The organism is Amycolatopsis sp. WAC 01375, assembly GCF_003947325.1.
Lineage (GTDB): Bacteria > Actinomycetota > Actinomycetes > Mycobacteriales > Pseudonocardiaceae > Amycolatopsis.
Genome location: NZ_QHHW01000008.1, coordinates 135,229 through 151,315, shown reverse-complemented (window position 1 = coordinate 151,315; position 16,087 = coordinate 135,229). Strand labels below are relative to the sequence as shown.

Here is a 16,087-nt window from a genome sequence, read left to right as displayed (position 1 = left end):
TTAGCGTGCGGTCGAGGTGTAGGGCAGCAGCGCCATTTCGCGGGAGTTCTTGACCGCGATGGCGATGTCACGCTGGTGCTGGCTGCAGTTGCCGGTCACCCGGCGGGCACGGATCTTCCCGCGGTCGGAGATGTACTTCCGAAGCAGGTTGGTGTCCTTGTAGTCGATGTTCTCCGGGCGGCCCTTCTTCTCGGCCTTGCAGAACACGCAGACCTTCTTCTTGGGCTTGCGGATGGGTGGCTTGGCCACGGTATTTCTCCTGGATTTCTACGTAGTGGTTGTCACGAGGCGTCTCGCGGAGCTCTCGCCCGCGGTGGAGCGCCTGATCAGAAGGGCGGCTCGTCGGAGAAGCCGCCGCCACCGCCGCCGCCACCGGCGGGCGGGGCGGAGCCCCACGGGTCGTCGGCGGGCGGGCCGGACTGGCCGCCACCGCCGCCGCCACCGAAGCCGCCGCCTCCACCGCCACCGGTGCCACGGCTGACCTTGTTCACCTTGGCGGTGGCGTAGCGCAGCGACGGGCCGATCTCATCGACCTCGAGCTCGACGACCGTGCGCTTCTCGCCTTCCTTGGTCTCGAAAGACCGCTGCTTGAGGCGCCCCTGCACGACGACACGCGCGCCACGCGTCAGCGACTCGGCGACGTTCTCGGCCGCCTGACGCCAGATGTTGCAGCGCAGGAACAGGGCCTCGCCGTCCTTCCACTCACCGGACTGCTTGTCCAGTGTGCGCGGGGTGGACGCGACCGTGAAGTTCGCGACCGCCGCACCGGAAGGGGTGAAGCGAAGCTCCGGGTCGGACGTGAGGTTGCCGATCACCGTGATGACGGTGTCTCCAGCCATCGGAAAAGTCCTTCGGCTCAGGCCTTGGCGGCGACGGGCTTGGCCGGCTTGATCTCGCGGCGCATGACCTTGGTGCGGAGCACGGTCTCCTGCAGCGAGAGCTGACGGTCCAGCTCCTTGACCGCTTCCGAAGTCGAGTTCAGGTCGAGGAGCGCGTAGATGCCCTCGGCGTGCTTCTTGATCTCGTAGGACAGCCGGCGGCGTCCCCAGACGTCGACCTTCTCCACGCTTCCGCCAGAAGTGCGGATCACGTTGAGGAAGGTGTCCAGGGTCGGGGCCACCGTACGCTCGTCGAGCGTGGGGTCCAGGATGACCATTACCTCGTAATGGCGTGACACAACCACTCACCTCCTATGGGCTCGCGGCCACGGACTGTCCGTGGCAGGAGGGTTTGTCCAGGTAAGCGTACCTGGCGGCTTCGGCCGGGTCCCGGACGGGCGTCAGGAGACGCGGCGCAGGACCCAGGTGCGGACCAGCGCGGCGGTCACACCGGCGAGCACGAGCACCGCGAGCAGCATCGGCAGCTGGACGTCGCCGCCGGGCATGCCGTCGGTCGCGAGCGCTTCGGCGTTGCCCGCGTTGCGGACGTCGGGGCCACCCTGTCCGGCCTGGCCGTCGGTGCCGTACTGCGGGGCACCCTCGCCGGGAAGCGGGCTGTTGGCCGGGTACCGCACGCCCGGAGCCACCGCGACACCCGGCTGCGCGACCGGGAGGTTGCCGTAGTCGCGCGGCGGGGCGTAGCCGGTGCCGTTGCTGCCGCCGGGCAGCAGGCTCGGCGAGGACGGCAGCCCGTTGGTGCCGCCGCCGTTGCCGCCCTGCTGCGGGGCGTTGGTGCCCGGCGTCGGCAGGGTGGGTGCGACGTAGTTCGTCGCGACCGTGGTCAGGCCGCAGCTGCCGGTGACCTTGTGCTCGATGGAGTCGAGGGTCTTCTCGGGGTTGAGCCCGAGGCCCCAGGACTTCGTGTTCTTGACCGCCTGCCGCACGGCCGCGCCGATCGCCTTGCCCTCGACCGCGCCGCCCGCGGCGTTCGGGACCGCGCCGACGCTGATGGTGTTGACCTTGGCGATGTCGTTCGCGGCGACGTCGTAGAGGGCCAGCGTGCCCGCTTCCTTCGCACCGGCGCGCACCAGTTCCTTGACCGAGGTGCCGGTGATCGCGACGGTGTCGCCCATCCCGCCGTTGACGGTGCCGCTGCACGCGTTCGCCAGCGTGGTGGCCGCCGCCGATGCGGTGCCCGCCGTCAGGAGCGCGCCACCGGTGACCATGGTCGCGAGTGCGGTGACGGTGAGCGCCTTGCGGGTGGTCTGCCAGATGGTGGTCTTCCGCACGAGCGCGATCCTCCGGGTCGGTGGGGGCGTGTGGCAGTGCATGAGGAAGCACCGCAACGGGGATAACGAGGGAGTGACCAGAAAGATACTAGGCGGTAGGACTAACTTGTAGCGGCCATTCGGCGTAGGACCCAGGTGCGCACAAGGCCCGCGCTGACTCCGGAGAGTGCCAAAACGGCGATCAGCAGCGGCAGTTTCCCGTCCTGAGTGAATCCGTCGCTCACGTTCGGTAATGCCTCGGCCTGTCCCGCGGTTTGGACGTCGGGATTTCCGTTCTGGTTTTCGGTCGCGACGCCGAACTGCGGCGCGTAACCCGGGATCTGCCCGCCGTACCGGAGGCCGGGCGACGGGCTGAAGAGACCGGCGGTCGCCATCGGGATGGAGCTGTAGTCACGCATCGGGGCGTAGCCGGTGTTGACGCCCCACGGCAGGCCGCCGAAGTTCGGGGTGAAGGTGCCGGGCAGCAGCGGGCTGTTCGCCGCCGGGATACCGCCTTCCGGCGTGCCGCCCTGCGCCGGAGCACCGGGTCCGCCCGTCTGCGGGCCGCCGCTGCCGGGCGTTCCGGGGGCGGGTTTCCCGGGCTGGGGCTGGGTTCCAGGGGCGGGCTTGCCGCCGCCGGTCAACGCGTCGTGGGTGCCGGAGACGGCGCCGTTCAGCGCTTCCGCGGCGGGTTCGCCGATGACCGGGACCGGCGCGACGACGGCGTTCACCACGGTCACCGTCACCTTGCAGACCGTGCCGAGCAGCGCGTTGATCGTGCCCGTGAGTACCCCGGAGACCGGACCGGCCTGGCCGAGGTTGAGGGGAATGCCGAGCAGTGGCGTCTTGCCGAGGATCGTGTCACCGGTCTTCGCGGTCACCGATCCGCCGCAGGTAGCGGTCTTGGTCTCGGCGGCGGCGGCCGTGCCGGGCATGGCGAGGGCGGCCGAGCCCGCGAGAATGAAGGCCGACGCACCCAGGGCGGTCGCCCTCCGTGTCCGTTCGCGCATGCCTTCGACTCCTCCGTCGTCGGGGTCACCTACCGACATAACGACGCTAATGGAGACGAGTAACGCCCGCTCACTCGAAGAGGTCAGGCATTCGAGTGGAAGCGGGCGTCACTGAGGGTGAAGATCAGGCGGGCTTACCCCGCAGCCAAGCACGGACCAGAGCCGCGGCGACGACGGCCAGCGCCAGCACCGCGAGCAGCAGCGGCAGCTTGGCCGGGGCCACCGGCGACTGCACGGCCTGCGCGTTGCCGGTGTCCTTCTCGTCGACGGTGGGCGGCGGCACCTCGCCGGGGACGATCTCGGTGATCACCGGCGCTTGGACGAAGCTGCCGGGGAGCAGCGCCGCGTTGCTGATCACGCCGGCGATCGAGTCGCCGCCGATGCCGGTGGAGGAACCCGGGCCGGTCTGGACCGGGAGTTCGCTGCCCGGGCCGCCGGGCTGACCCGGCTTCGGGGGCTCAGGCTTCGGGGGTTCCGGGTTCGGCGGTTCGGGCTTGGGCGGTTTGGGGATTTCGGGGACTCCCGGAACCTCCTCGACGACGCCCTGCGTCAGGTTGCCGACGGCGTTCACCGCACCCTGCGCGGGCTTGCAGACACCCTGCGCGGCGAGGTCGCCGACCGCGTTGTCGGTCAGGCCGGTCGCCTTGACCACGTCGCCGACCGGAAGCGAAAGCAGCGGCTTCCGGCCTTCGGCTGTCCTGGCCTTCGAGTCCAAGCCGACCGTCACCACCTCGGATGAACCGAGTGGTGCCGCCGCGTCGAGGACGAGGCCGTCGCCGGACTTTCCGTTCTGCAGCGTCGAATCGCATTCGCCGGAAAGGGTCGGGCTCGGTTCCTCGGCGGCCGTCGCGGTCATCGGGAACGCTAATCCGGCCGTGACCGAAAGCGCGAATCCCCAAGCCGTGATCCGCCCGGCAGTCTTCCCCATCGAGTTCGTCCTCCGCCCCTCAAGACCCAACGCGGTTTAACGGAACGCGCTCACGCTACCCCACGAGCGTGACCGGCTGGGGCGCGCCGGGGAAAAACCGGCAAGGGTACTTTGCTGGCATGAAAATCGGTGCCCATGTCCGCGACGACGATCCGCTGGCCGCGGTCGCCGAGCGCGAAGCCGAAGTACTCCAGTTCTTCCTTTCCGACCCGCAGGGCTGGAAGGCTCCCAAACCCCACCCGCACGGCGAAGCGATCAAAGAATCGCCGGTCGAGGTGTTCATCCACTCGCCGTATCTGATCAATGTGGCGTCGATGAACAACCGCATCCGCATCCCGTCGCGGAAGAACGTGACGCAGCACGCGAACGGCGCCGCCGAAATCGGCGCGAAAGGGCTCGTCGTACACGGCGGCCACGTCGGTTCCGCGGACGACGTCGAAGAAGGCCTCGTCAACTGGCGCAAGCTTTTCGAGCGTGAACAGGAAAAGGGCGGCTTCGCCGTGCCGATCCTGATCGAGAACACCGCGGGCGGCGACAACGCCATGACCCGCGACCTCGACACGATCGCCCGGCTCTGGGACAAGGTCGGCGAATTCGGCGCGGGCTTCTGTTTCGACACCTGCCACGCGTACGCGGCGGGCTGGGACTTGACCGAGGCGGTCAAGAAGGTCAAGGCCATCACCGGCCGGATCGACCTGGTGCACCTCAACAACTCGCGCGACGAGTTCGGCTCCACGCGGGACCGGCACGCGAACGTCGTCGGCGGCGACGGCACGATCGATCCCGAGGTGCTGGCCGCCGTCGCGGCGGAGGCCGGCGCGCCCGTGATCGTCGAGACCCCGGCCGACGGCCAGGCCGCGGACATCGCCTACCTCCGGGAGCGCGTCGCCTCCGCCTGACTCCCCCCTTTCGCAATTCGTCACCTACTTGCCCGGACGACGGGCGCAAGTAGGTGACGAATTGCGTTTTCGGACCTGGGCTACCTGGGCGGGAGGTCGTTCCCTCTCGGGAGGGAGGGCCGGGCTCGCCGATCGCGAAAGGCTCGACCTCGACCGGGAAGCACCCGGTTCTGGAGGGAAGCCATGAACATCAAGTCGAAGATCGCCGCGGTCGCCGTGCTCGCCGTCGCGGCGGGAACGCTGGGGGCGACGCAGGCGAACGCGGCGTCGGGGCCGGGAGCGACCGTCATCGGGTCGGCGGGCGGACCGCTGACGTTCCCCGGCTACGGGGCCGACCCGGTCCGATTCGACTTCGCCGCCTTCGGGGAACCGGGGAAATCGTCGGGCCGGTTCCACGTGAATCACCTGACCGAGGACGGGAAGCTCGTCGCCGATTTCGACGGCAAGGTCGACTGCGTCTCGCGTGAAGGCGACCTCGCCATCTTGACCGGCGTGATCGAACGCGCCGACATCCCCGGGTTCCCGGTGAACGTGGTCGGCCGCCGCGTCGGCTTCTCGGTACGGGACGTGCCGCGCGGCCACGACCGGATCGGCTGGAGCTGGGCGTTCGGCTCGTTCGAGCACGACGTCCTGCCCTGCACCGGACCGATTCCGTTCTTCGAAACGAGCACGGGCGGCTACCTCGTACGCTGAATTCGCTTGACCCTCACACCACGGGAGGGTCGAGCCTGGGCCGTATGAAGAAGCGGACCGGGTACCGGGCGGAGGACGGCGTGCACGTCGTCCCCGCGCCGGAAACCCGTTGGCAGGTACTGACCGTTTTCGGCTACCCGCTCGGCGGGCCCGCCGCTTTCGACGGCTCCGCCGCCCTGCTGGAGGCCGAGAGGCTCGCCGAGCGCCGGTCGGCCGGATCGGGGGCGCCGTCGAGGAAACCGCCGATCGGATCGTCGTCCCCGGCGGCGCGGACCGGATCCCTGCGCGGCTGGTAGATCTCCCGGATCACCAACGCGCAGAGGCCGACCACCGCGAGGTCGCGGACGACGACGGCGCCGAGGAACCAGTCTTCGGGCAGTCCTTTGTTGTCGACGCCGAGGTAGTACATCATCCGCGGCGCCCAGACGAACGCGTCGAGGATCATCCAGCCGAGCAGCAGCCGCCAGCGCGGGATCGCGAGCACCGCCAGCGGCACCAGCCACAGCGAGTACTGCGGGCTCCACACCTTGTTGGTCAGCAGGAACGCGGCCACCACGAGGAACGCGAGCTGCCCGAGCCGCGGACGGCGCGGCGCCTTCAGCGCGACGTACCCGATGCCGGCGCAGGCGGCGAGGAACAGCACCGCGACGACGGTGTTGAGCACGACCGGTGTCTGGCCCGCGGTGAGTTTCCCGTCGAACCCGGCCCAGCCGGAAAGGTGGGAGATCACGTTGTAGAGCGAGTCCGGATCCATCGGGCGCATCGTGTTGAGCCGGAAGAACTCCCACCAGCCGGTCGGCGCCGCGAGCGCGAACGGGACGTTGACCACCACGAACGTCGCCGCGGCGAGTCCGGCGGTGAGCGCCCACTGTCTGACCTTGCCCGCGCGCAGGCACAGGAAGAACAGCGGGATCAGCAGGAACAACGGATACAGCTTCGCCGCCGCGCCGAGACCGAGCAGGAACCCCGCGACCTCGGGCCGCCGCCGGGCCCAGGCGAGCAGTGCGGTCGCGGTGAACGCGGTCGCGATGGCGTCGAAGTTCGTGAAGACGTGCACCAGCGCCAGCGGCGAGATCGCGACCAGCGCGGCGTCCCACGGACGGCGTTTCAGTGATCGGCCGGTCGCCCACACCGTGACGAGCCACGCCAGCGCGAGCCAGAGCGCAGAGATGTTGAAATAGACGGCCACCGGCAGCGCGCCGGGCAGCCAGCCCGCTTCCGCGACCGAAAGCCACGCTTCGGTGAGCTTCGCGTTGATCCACTGGAACAGCCCGGTCGCGACCGGGTACTCCATGTACCGCGTGGTCTCCTTCGCCGTCCCCGCGTCTTCGGTCCACGAAGTCACGTACGGGAAGGTGTCCGGATCGTTCAGCCGCTCGGAACTGTAGAGCGGGACGATGTCCGAGTAACACATCGCGACGAACGGGCGGCCCGCCCGCCAGTCGAGCTGATGGGTCCCGGAGTCGTCGGTGTACTGCTGAATGCAGGACGCCTTGCCGAACCATGAGAGCAGCAACGCGAGGCAGGCGAGCAGCAGCCCGACCCGTTGCGGTGACCAGAACCAGTGCCGTCCCACGGCGGCGTGCTCGCCGAGCGGGCCGCCGATCGGCCTCGTGGCCGCGGCCACGAGCGGTTCGTTCCAGCTCGGGATGACCCGCTCGCCGGGGGTGAGGGAGAGCGGAGCCTCGGGCTGGGTCGTCTGGTCGGACACGTGGCGGATGTTAGCGCCTATCCGGGTGACCACCCGGTGATGTCGCCGCTCGGCCATTCGGGCCTCTGCCGCGAGTCGTCCGTCTGGACACGCGAGTCGGCCGGCCAATCACGCGTGTCGTCCACTCGATCACGCGAAAGCGACGTCGCCGCTGTCGTAGAACCCGGCCAGCACCTCCGCGGCCGCGCCGAACGCGACGACGTCGTCGCCCATCTCGTCGAGGTCGACCTGGATCCGTTGCCAGTGCGGCAAAGGCAGGAGCTCCCGCAGTCGCGCGGCGACGGTGTCGCGGTACACCTCGGGTTCCGCGCGGACCGAACGGCCGGTCAGCACGACACGTTCGAGGTCGAGCACCTGGACGAGGTCGGCGAGCCCGATCCCCAGCAGGCCCGCCGCCTCCTCGGTGGTCGCCGCCGCGTTGTGCAGCACCTCGACGCAGCCGCGCCGGCCGCACGCGCAACGCGGTCCGTCGAAGGCGAGCGTGGTGTGCCCGAATTCGCCGGCGTTGGTCCGCGGCCCGCGGTACAGCCTGCCGTCGATCAGCAGGCCGACGCCGATCCCGGTGCCGACGAGGACGACGGCGGTCGCGGTCTGGTCGCCGCCGGTCCATTGCTGGGCGAAGGCGGCGGCGTTGGTGTTCTTGTCGAGCCGCACGGGCAGTCCGGTGCGTTTCGCGAGCAGGTCGCGCAGGGGGACGTGGTGCCAGCCCGGCATGTTGGTGGCGTCCCGGACCACTCCTTCGCGGTGGTCGAGCGGGCCGACGGAGCCGACGCCGAGGCCGAGGACGCGTTCACGCTCGACACTCTTCAGCAGCTCTTCGGTCGCCTCGCCCAGGGCGGAAACCGCCTGGTCTGGAGTGAAGCCGGGTGACAGCGGCCCGCCGCGCGACGCGGTGATCTTCCCGGTCAGGTCGGTCATGAGCACCCGGAACGAGTCCCGGTCGAGCTGGGCGCCGAGCGCGTGCCGGGCGTTCGCGCGGACGCGCAGGAGTGTGCGCGGTTTGCCGACGCCGGACGCGGGCTGGCGTTCTTCGTCCAGCAGGCCGGTTTCGAGCAGGTCGGGGACGATCTTCGAGACGGCCTGCTGCGTGAGCCGGGTGCGTTCGGCGAGTTCGACGCGGCTGAGGCCGCCCGCGCGCAGGATGTGCGTGAGCAGCAGCGCCCGGTTGTGCTGGCGCAGGCCACGCAGATTGACCCCGGTCTCCGGCATAGCGCGCATCCTGCCATGACTGGCTGATTACGCAACACTGTTGTTTAATGGGCGTATGGCTGACTTGCGAGTGGGGATCTTCGGATACGGCACCGGCGGGCGCGTCTTCCACGCCCCGCTGGTCAACGCGACGCCCGGGCTGACCCCGGCCGCCATCGTCACCTCGAACCCGGACCGGGTGGCGCAGGCAGGCGCCGACTATCCGGGCGCCGACGTGCTGCCGGACGCGGACGCGTTGTTCGCGAAGGCCGGCGAGCTGGACCTGGTCGTCGTCAGCACGCCGAACCGCACGCACGTCCCGCTCGCGCTTCGGGCGATCGAGGCAGGGCTGCCCGTCGTCGTCGACAAGCCCTTCGCGCCGACAGCGGCCGAGGCAGCGAAGGTCGTCGAAGCGGCGAAGGCCAAGGGCGTCGGCCTGACGGTGTTCCAGAACCGGCGGTTCGACTCGGACTTCCTCACCGTCCGGAAGATCCTCGACGCGGGCCGCCTCGGGGACGTCTTCCGCTTCGAGTCGCGCTACGACCGCTGGGTGCCGAAGCCGCGGGAAAACTGGCGCGAGTTCGGCGATCCCGCCGAGGCGGGCGGGCTCCTGTACGACCTCGGCGCGCATATCGTCGACCAGGCGCTCCAGCTGTTCGGCCCGGTCACCGAGGTCTACGCGGAGGTCGACAGGCGCCGTGCCGGGGTGTCGGTCGACGACGACGTCTTCGTCGCCCTCCAGCACGCGAACGGCGTGCGCTCGCACCTGTGGGCGTCCGCGCTCGCGGGAACCCGGAACCCGCGGTTCCGCGTGCTCGGCGACAAGGCGACCTTCACCAAATACGGCCTCGACGTGCAGGAACCCCAGATCAAGGACGGACTGCGGCCGGGCGACCCCGGCTGGGGCATCGAACCGTCGTCGGACGCCGGCGTGCTCGGCGTGAACGACGACGTCGAAACCGTGCCCACCGAGGTCGGCCGCTACGAGGACTTCTACGCGCAGGTGCGCGACGCGCTGCTCGGCAAGGGCGATTTCCCGGTCGATCCCGCCTCCTCCGTCGAGGCGCTCCGGGTCATCGAAGCCGCTCACCTTTCGGGTGCCGAACGGCGCGTGGTCACCCTCTAGCTCCGGGAGCTGAAGGGGACTTTCCCCGCATCAGATGAAGCGAAGGGGCCCTTCACCGCGTGCCATGCCAGGGTCCCGGCAAGTGGACCCGACGGGAGCAGGCTCCCGCAAGGAGCCTCACCCGGCTCTTGACTGTCCACAAGGGACACTTTGCGAGACAAAGGTGCCCGATGTGGGTGACTTGCGCGGTTTTGCGAGGGGGTCGTGAGTGATTTTTGTTGTTCTAACCCTCATTGCCACTCACGACCCCCGCCGGCGCCCGGAATCCGGCCTGCCGACAGTGCAGGAATAGTCGCCTGACGTGCAAGATCTCGACTTTGCCGGGACCCTGGCATGCCATGCGGTGAAGGGCCCCTTCAGCTACTCGTTGTCGCCTCTGCCGCCCCCGCGGCCGGGACCGTTGTTGCCGCCGCCTTCTTCGCCTTCGTTGTTCTCACTGGACGAAGGCGGGTTCCGCGAGCTGGACGGCGGTTCCTCCTCGTTGCGCGAAGACGATGGCCCGGTCGACGGTCCGGTCGACGGCGTGCCGGTCTCGGTCGAACCCTCGTCCTCGCCCGGCGGGGTCTGCGTCGACGGGACGGTGTTGTTGTCGTCCCCGCCGATGATCTTGACCTTGTCGAAGCGCTCCCCCGGTTTCCCGTTCAGGTACAGGGAAAGGAACTTCTGCCAGATCGGCCCGGCGATCGTCGAACCGAAGATCGCCTTGCCGTTCTTGCCCTTCAGCGGCTTGTCACCGTCGCCACCGACCCAGACCGCGGCCGAGATCGACGGTGTGTAGCCGACCATCCAGGTCTGCGAGTTGGAGTCCTTCGCCGACGCGGGCTCGCCCGGCCGGTAGGTGTGCTGCTGGGTTCCCGTCTTGCCCGCGCACTCATGGCCGTTGGGGCACTTGAGCTTCGAGAACGGGATGACACCCTTGAGCGACTCGGTGACGTTGCCGGCGATCTGCTTGCTCTTGTCGGAGTTGTCGGAGAACGCGGGCTTCGCCTCTTCCGGGGCCGAGTAAGCGGCCTCGTCCTGCGAGTTGGTCACCTTGGCGACGAAGTGCCTGGTCCGCCGCTGGCCATCGCCCGCGAACGTCGCATACGCGGCGGCCATGTCCTCCGGGCTCACGGCCGTCTTGCCACCGCCGAGCGCGATGTTGTTGTCGGCGAACAGTTCGGAGGCGCCCTCGGGGGCGGGTTTGATCCCGGCGTCCTTGGCGGCCTGCGCCACCGGCCCGGGCTTGGTCACGTTCACGACCATGTCGTAGAACACCGTGTTCGCGGAGCGCTGCATCGCTTCGGAAACCGTGCACTGCGCCGAACACGAGCTGCCGGGCCCCGCGTTCCGGATCGTCCACTTCCCGAACTGCCGGTTGTTGGACCCGTCGAACGTCGAGTTGATGCCGCCCTTGCCCATCTGCAGGTACGCGGTGAGGTCGAACGGCTTCATCGACGACCCGGGGTTCTGCGGCGTATTCGCCCAGTCCCGGCCCTTCTGGTCTTTGCCGTCGGGCCCCTTCACGATGGACGGCCCGCCGTAGTACGCCTTCACCCCGCCGGTCTTCGGGTCGATCGCGACGAGCGCGTTGAGCAGGTTCTCGTCGGTCTGGCCCTTCATCCCCTCGGCGACCGCTTGCTCGGCCGCGGCCTGCGCCTTCTGGTCGATGGTCGTGTAGACCTTGTAGCCGCCCCGGTAGTAGACGTCGTCGGTGATGCCGTTCGCGGCGAGCTCTTCCTTGACCTTGTCGCGGATGAACGGGTTGACCACGCCTGCCTGCTGCTTGTCCTCCTGCGGGATCGGCGTCGGGAACTGGAGGTTCGCGCGATCCGCGGCGGAGAGGAAACCGTTCTGCACCATGCGGTTCAGCGCGACGGTCCAGCGTTCGTTCGCGACCTTCGGGTTCTCCGAGCGGCCCGGCTGCTGGATGAGGCCGGCGAGGAGCGCCGCCTCGGAGGCGTTGAGCTCACCGGCGGGCTTGCCGAAGAACGCCTGTGCGGCCGACTCGATCCCGTACGCGCCACGCCCGAAGTAGATGATGTTCAGGTACGCCGAGATGATGTCCTTCTTCTCGTACGTTTGGTTCATCTTGAAGGATTTGGCGAGCTCGGTCCACTTACGGGCGAGCGACGATTCGTCGTCCCCGCTGGCGACCTTGATGTACTGCTGGGAGATGGTCGAACCACCGCCCTTGCCCGCGGTCACCTGGTTGTAGACCGCGCGCAGGATGCCGCCGATGTCGAAGCCCGAGTTCGTCTCGAACGAGGCGTCCTCGGTGGCGATGACGGCCTTCTTGACGATGTCCGGGATCTGCTCCGGCGTCAGGATCTGCCGGTTGCCACCCTTGGGGACGTCCTTGCCCATCTCGGTGTTGTCGGCGTAGTAGTACGTCACCGCCTGGCCCTGCGTGGCCGCGATGGCCTGCGGCGACGGGACGTCGACGGCGAAGTAGGTGATCACGAACGCGATCGCCGGGATGACGACGAACAGGCCGAACAGCGCGAGCAGCACTCGCCGGATGCGTCTCCACCGGCGCTTCTTGCGCTGCGCCGGGGTGAGGATCGGCTTCCCGTTCTCGTCGGTCTCCGGGGCGTACTGCTCGTCCTCGTACGGCTCTTCGTATTCACGACCGCCACGATCGACGGTGCCGTTGTGCTCGTGATGCGTGATGAGGTCCGGCTCGTGCTGCGGCGCGACCGGCGGCCGCTGCGAACGCCGCGGTGGCTGTTGGGGCGGCGGCTGCTGAGGCCCGCCCTGCCGCTGCCACGGTGCCTGCCCTTGGCCCTGCCTGCCGGGGCCCTGCTGCTGCCCGTATCCCGGAGGCGGTCCGGCGGGGCGGCGGGGTGGTCCGGCCGGGCGCTGCGGACGACGTGCGGGGTCAGGGTCCTGACCTGGCCATCCGCCGTGGGGATCGTCGTTCACTGGGACGTCCTCCGAACCTTCCGTGGGTGAGCGCGGTCCTGCGGTCGCAGGTCTCCTTCTAGTTAAGACGTATCGGATCGGTTCAGGTTCACCGGCGTGAAGAAAAAAGGTGTGCCGGGCGACCGCCCGGCACACCTTCCTTCATGCGTTTCGCCCGGTCATCACGGGTCTTCGGCGTTCGGGAACAACGGATCCGAAGTCCCCGGCCCCGGCCTTGTCGGTTTGGTGGGCTTGGTCGGCTTCGTCGGCCAGCCGCCGGTCTCCGTCGTCTCCGTCGGCGAGGTGGGCGTCGACGGTGTCGGGGTGGTCGACGGCGTCGAGGGCGGTGTCGACGTCTCCGGCGGCTTCTGTGCCGTCGTGGACGGCACGTACCGCGCGTCCTTGCCGATCGGTTTGACGCTCTCGAACTTCTCCGAAGGCTTGCCGGTCATGTACCGGGACATGAAGTCTTCCCAGATCGGACCGGCGATGGTCCGGCCGTAGATCGGCTTGCCGCTCTTGTCGTGCAGCGGCCTGTTGCCGTCGCCGCCGACCCACACCGACGTCGAGATGCTCGGCGTGTAGCCCACCATCCAGGTCTGCGCGTTGCGGTCGTTGTAGCTCGCGGGGTCCTTGCCTTGAGGGTCGTACTGGTGCGTCCCTGTCTTGCCCGCGCACTCGTGGCCCTTCGGGCACTTGAGCTTCGAGTACGGGATGACCTCTTCGAGCGCGTCGGTGACGTTGCCCGCGATCTGCTTGCTCTTGCCGGCGTCGTCACTGAAGGCGGGGGCTCCCTTGGGAGCCGTCTCGTCGAACTCGACCTCGTCCTGCGAGTTGGTCAGCTTGGCGACGAAGTGCTGCTTCTGCCGGACGCCGTCACCGGCGAAGGTGGCGAAACCGGCCGCCATGTCCTCCGCGGTGGTGACCGTGCCACCACCGCCGAGCGCGATGTTGATGTCGGGGCTCAGCTTCGCCTTGCCGCCGTCGGCCTCCACCATCACGCCGGCTTCCTTCGCGGCCTTCGCCACCGGGTCGATCTTCGTCTCGTTGCGGACCATGTCGTAGAACACGGTGTTCGCGGAGACCTTCATCGCCTCGGCGACCGTGCACTGCGCGCCGCAGCTGGAACTCTCGCCCGCGTTCCGGATCGTGCGACCGTCGAACTTCCGGTTGTTGGAGCCGTCGAAGGTCTCGCCGAGTCCCTTGCCCATCTTGAGGAACGCGGCGAGGTCGAAGGCCTTGAACGCCGAACCGGGGTTGTGCGGCACGTTCGCCCAGTCGATGGCCTGGACCTTCTGGCCCTGCGCGTTCTCGGTCCAGTCCGGACCGCCCCAGTACGCGACCACGCCGCCGGTCTTGGGGTCTATCGCGACCAGTGCGTTCAGGATGTTCTCGTCCGTCTGGCCCTTCATCCCCTCGGCGACGGACTCCTCGGCCATCTTCTGCGCCTTGGGGTCGATCGTCGTGGTGATCTTGAAGCCGCCCTGGTGTAACCGGTCCTGGTCGTAGCCGCGGGCTTCGAGTTCGTCGATCACCCGGTTGCGGATGTGCAGGCTCAGCGTTCCGGCGTCGTCGGCCTTCGCCTGCGCCTTCGGGATCGGCTTCGGGAACTGCGCGGCGGCGCGCTCACCCGGATCGAGCCACTTGTTCGCCACCATCTGGTCCATCACGAAGTTCCAGCGTCGCTGCGCGTACGCGTCGTTCTCGGACTTGCTCGGGCCCTGGATCAGCCCGGCGAGCAGAGCCGCCTCGGACGCGCCGAGCTCCTTGGCCGGCTTCTTGAAGTAGGCCTGCGCGGCCGCTTCGATGCCGTTCGCGCCGCGGCCGAAGTAGATGGTGTTGAGGTAGGCGGTGATGATCTCCTCTTTGGACATCTGGTTGTTCATCTTGAAGGACTTCGCCAGCTCGGTCCATTTACGCGTGAGCGTCGGTGCCTCGTTGGCCGTGGCCTTCTTGATGTACTGCTGGGAGATCGTCGAACCGCCGCCCTGACCGCCGGTGACGTTGTTGTAGACCGCGCGCAGGATGCCGCCGACGTCGAAGCCGGAGTTGGTCTCGAACGACGAGTCCTCGGCCGCGTACACGGCCTTCTTGACGGTGTCCGGGATATCGCCGGGCTGCAGCAGGTACCGGCTGCCGCCACTGGCGGGCGCGATCTTGCCCATCGGGCTGCCGTCGGCGTACATCAGCGTGATCGGCTGGCTCTGCAGGCTCGCGACGCTTTCCTGCGACGGGACGTCCACGAAGAAATAGGTGATGACGAACGCGATCGCGGGCACCACGACGAAGAGGCCGAACATCGCGTAGAGGACGCGGCGGATGATCCGCCAGCGTCGCTTTTTGCGCTGCTTCGGCGTGAGGACCTTCTTCTTGCCGTCCTCTTCGTCTTCGGCGGGCTCGTCGTACGGGTCTTCGCCCTCGGCGCCGAGCGCGGTGCTTTCGTGACGATCGTCATAGCGATCGTCGTACGGGTCGTAGCCGTACGGGTCTTCGGTGCCGTTGTGCGCGTGATGCGTGATGAGATCCGGCTCACGCTCGTACGGCTCCGGTTCGACCGGCCGGACCAGCGCGGTCGCCTGGTCGGCGGGAGCCGGGGGACGGCGGTTGCCGGGCGGAGGCGGCGGCGGGCGGTGGCCGGCGGCGCCCTGACGGACACGCTGGTCACCGGCGGGCCCACGGGCGGGCACCGGCGGCGGGGGCCCCTGCCTGCGCGGCGGCATGCCGTTGGGGCGGCGCGGGGCCGCGGGACGGCGCGGTTCGCCTGTGTCGTTGTCGGACGGCCACTCTGGGCCGCCACTGTCACCGCCAGGCCACTGCGGATTCGGCGGAGTCGCCGAGCGTGGCGGCGGAGTCGAGCGGGGAGTGCCGTTCGGAGGCGTCCGGCGCTGGGGGCGGCGCGGGGGTTCTTCGCTCGGCCAGCCGGGTTCGTCGGCTTCACCCGGCCACTGGGCACGGCGAGGTGCATCAGGCTCCTGGCCTGGCCAGGAGCGGTTGCGGTCGTCGTTCACGAATGGGCCTCCCAGACCGGCGCTTCGGGGGACGCCGCTCTGTGCTCAACTGCGTTTTCGATACCTGTCACTGACCCGCTGTCCTCTGCGAACGGGTCCGTGGCCGGGTGGTTCCCGGATCTCCTGTTCCGAGGACGTAGGAGCGCACCAGGTGGTTCCAGTGACAGCTCCCGCAGACCTCGACCTCGTAGACGGTGAACTCCGCGAAGAGCCCGTCCATCCGCACCAGTTCTTCCGGCGTCTTGGCCGATCCGGCGGCGTGCTTGAGCTCGTCGCCGTACACCCAGGACACCAGGGTCAGTTCCTCCCGGTGGCAGACCGGGCAGTCCTGCTCACCTGGTCGTCCGTGGAATTTCGCGGCCCGCAGGAGGTACGGGCCAGCGTCGCAGACGTCGTACGTGCCGACGCGTCCGGAGTGGACGCCCTTGAGCAGCGAGCGCCGCTGTAAGGCGTAGTCCACGACCTGCCGCTGGTTTCGCACGCCAACAGAGTACG

General features: G+C 68.8%; 14 protein-coding genes. 3 read left to right on the top strand and 11 right to left on the bottom strand.

The features are described from left to right. The 6 genes from rpsR to DL991_RS01170 form a co-directional block, all read right to left on the bottom strand. Window positions 1-249: a 30S ribosomal protein S18 gene (rpsR, locus tag DL991_RS01195; RefSeq protein ID WP_005168122.1), complete on the bottom strand. Its 249-nt coding sequence runs from the start codon at window positions 247-249 to the stop codon at window positions 1-3. A gap of 77 nt (window positions 250-326) precedes the next feature. Then, on the bottom strand, window positions 327-839 hold the full coding sequence (locus DL991_RS01190) for a single-stranded DNA-binding protein (RefSeq protein WP_101611516.1): 513 nt from the start codon (window positions 837-839) through the stop codon (window positions 327-329). A gap of 17 nt (window positions 840-856) precedes the next feature. Next, on the bottom strand, window positions 857-1,177 hold the full coding sequence (gene rpsF, locus DL991_RS01185; protein WP_177242327.1) for a 30S ribosomal protein S6: 321 nt from the start codon (window positions 1,175-1,177) through the stop codon (window positions 857-859). A 102-nt stretch (window positions 1,178-1,279) separates the two neighbouring features. Continuing rightward, window positions 1,280-2,167 (bottom strand): hypothetical protein, encoded by an 888-nt coding sequence (locus DL991_RS01180; RefSeq protein WP_125780030.1) that lies wholly within the window; start codon window positions 2,165-2,167, stop codon window positions 1,280-1,282. A gap of 101 nt (window positions 2,168-2,268) precedes the next feature. Next, window positions 2,269-3,156 (bottom strand): hypothetical protein, encoded by an 888-nt coding sequence (locus DL991_RS01175; protein ID WP_125780028.1) that lies wholly within the window; start codon window positions 3,154-3,156, stop codon window positions 2,269-2,271. Window positions 3,157-3,280: 124 nt separating this feature from the next. Further along, window positions 3,281-4,084: a hypothetical protein gene (locus DL991_RS01170; protein ID WP_125780026.1), complete on the bottom strand. Its 804-nt coding sequence runs from the start codon at window positions 4,082-4,084 to the stop codon at window positions 3,281-3,283. Window positions 4,085-4,203: 119 nt separating this feature from the next. Here DL991_RS01170 and DL991_RS01165 point away from each other — a divergent pair, with 119 nt between their 5' ends. After that, window positions 4,204-4,983, top strand: coding sequence for a deoxyribonuclease IV (locus DL991_RS01165; RefSeq protein ID WP_125780024.1), 780 nt, complete (start codon window positions 4,204-4,206; stop codon window positions 4,981-4,983). 183 nt (window positions 4,984-5,166) lie between these two features. Next, window positions 5,167-5,676, top strand: coding sequence for a hypothetical protein (locus DL991_RS01160; RefSeq protein ID WP_125780022.1), 510 nt, complete (start codon window positions 5,167-5,169; stop codon window positions 5,674-5,676). Window positions 5,677-5,809: 133 nt separating this feature from the next. On the opposite strand, the gene DL991_RS01150 is transcribed toward DL991_RS01160, so the two are convergent. Then, window positions 5,810-7,387 carry a glycosyltransferase family 87 protein gene (locus tag DL991_RS01150; RefSeq protein WP_233598631.1) on the bottom strand — a complete coding sequence of 526 codons (1,578 nt, stop codon included), beginning with the start codon at window positions 7,385-7,387 and terminating at the stop codon, window positions 5,810-5,812. A 129-nt stretch (window positions 7,388-7,516) separates the two neighbouring features. After that, window positions 7,517-8,596: an ROK family transcriptional regulator gene (locus tag DL991_RS01145; RefSeq protein WP_125780018.1), complete on the bottom strand. Its 1,080-nt coding sequence runs from the start codon at window positions 8,594-8,596 to the stop codon at window positions 7,517-7,519. A gap of 55 nt (window positions 8,597-8,651) precedes the next feature. Between DL991_RS01145 and DL991_RS01140 the strand changes: the two genes are divergently transcribed. Continuing rightward, entirely contained in the window at window positions 8,652-9,701 is a 1,050-nt protein-coding gene (locus DL991_RS01140; protein WP_125780016.1) for a Gfo/Idh/MocA family oxidoreductase, read from the top strand. Between the two features lie 360 nt (window positions 9,702-10,061). On the opposite strand, the gene DL991_RS01135 is transcribed toward DL991_RS01140, so the two are convergent. The 3 genes from DL991_RS01135 to DL991_RS01125 all read right to left on the bottom strand — a co-directional run bounded on the left by DL991_RS01135 (window position 10,062) and on the right by DL991_RS01125 (window position 16,073). Further along, a complete protein-coding gene (locus DL991_RS01135) occupies window positions 10,062-12,605 on the bottom strand; it encodes a transglycosylase domain-containing protein (RefSeq protein WP_125780014.1) in 2,544 nt (847 codons plus the stop codon). Window positions 12,606-12,766: 161 nt separating this feature from the next. Further along, window positions 12,767-15,151: a transglycosylase domain-containing protein gene (locus tag DL991_RS01130; protein WP_125780086.1), complete on the bottom strand. Its 2,385-nt coding sequence runs from the start codon at window positions 15,149-15,151 to the stop codon at window positions 12,767-12,769. Between the two features lie 508 nt (window positions 15,152-15,659). After that, window positions 15,660-16,073, bottom strand: coding sequence for a DUF5318 domain-containing protein (locus DL991_RS01125; protein WP_125780012.1), 414 nt, complete (start codon window positions 16,071-16,073; stop codon window positions 15,660-15,662). Between the last annotated feature and the right edge of the window lie 14 nt (window positions 16,074-16,087).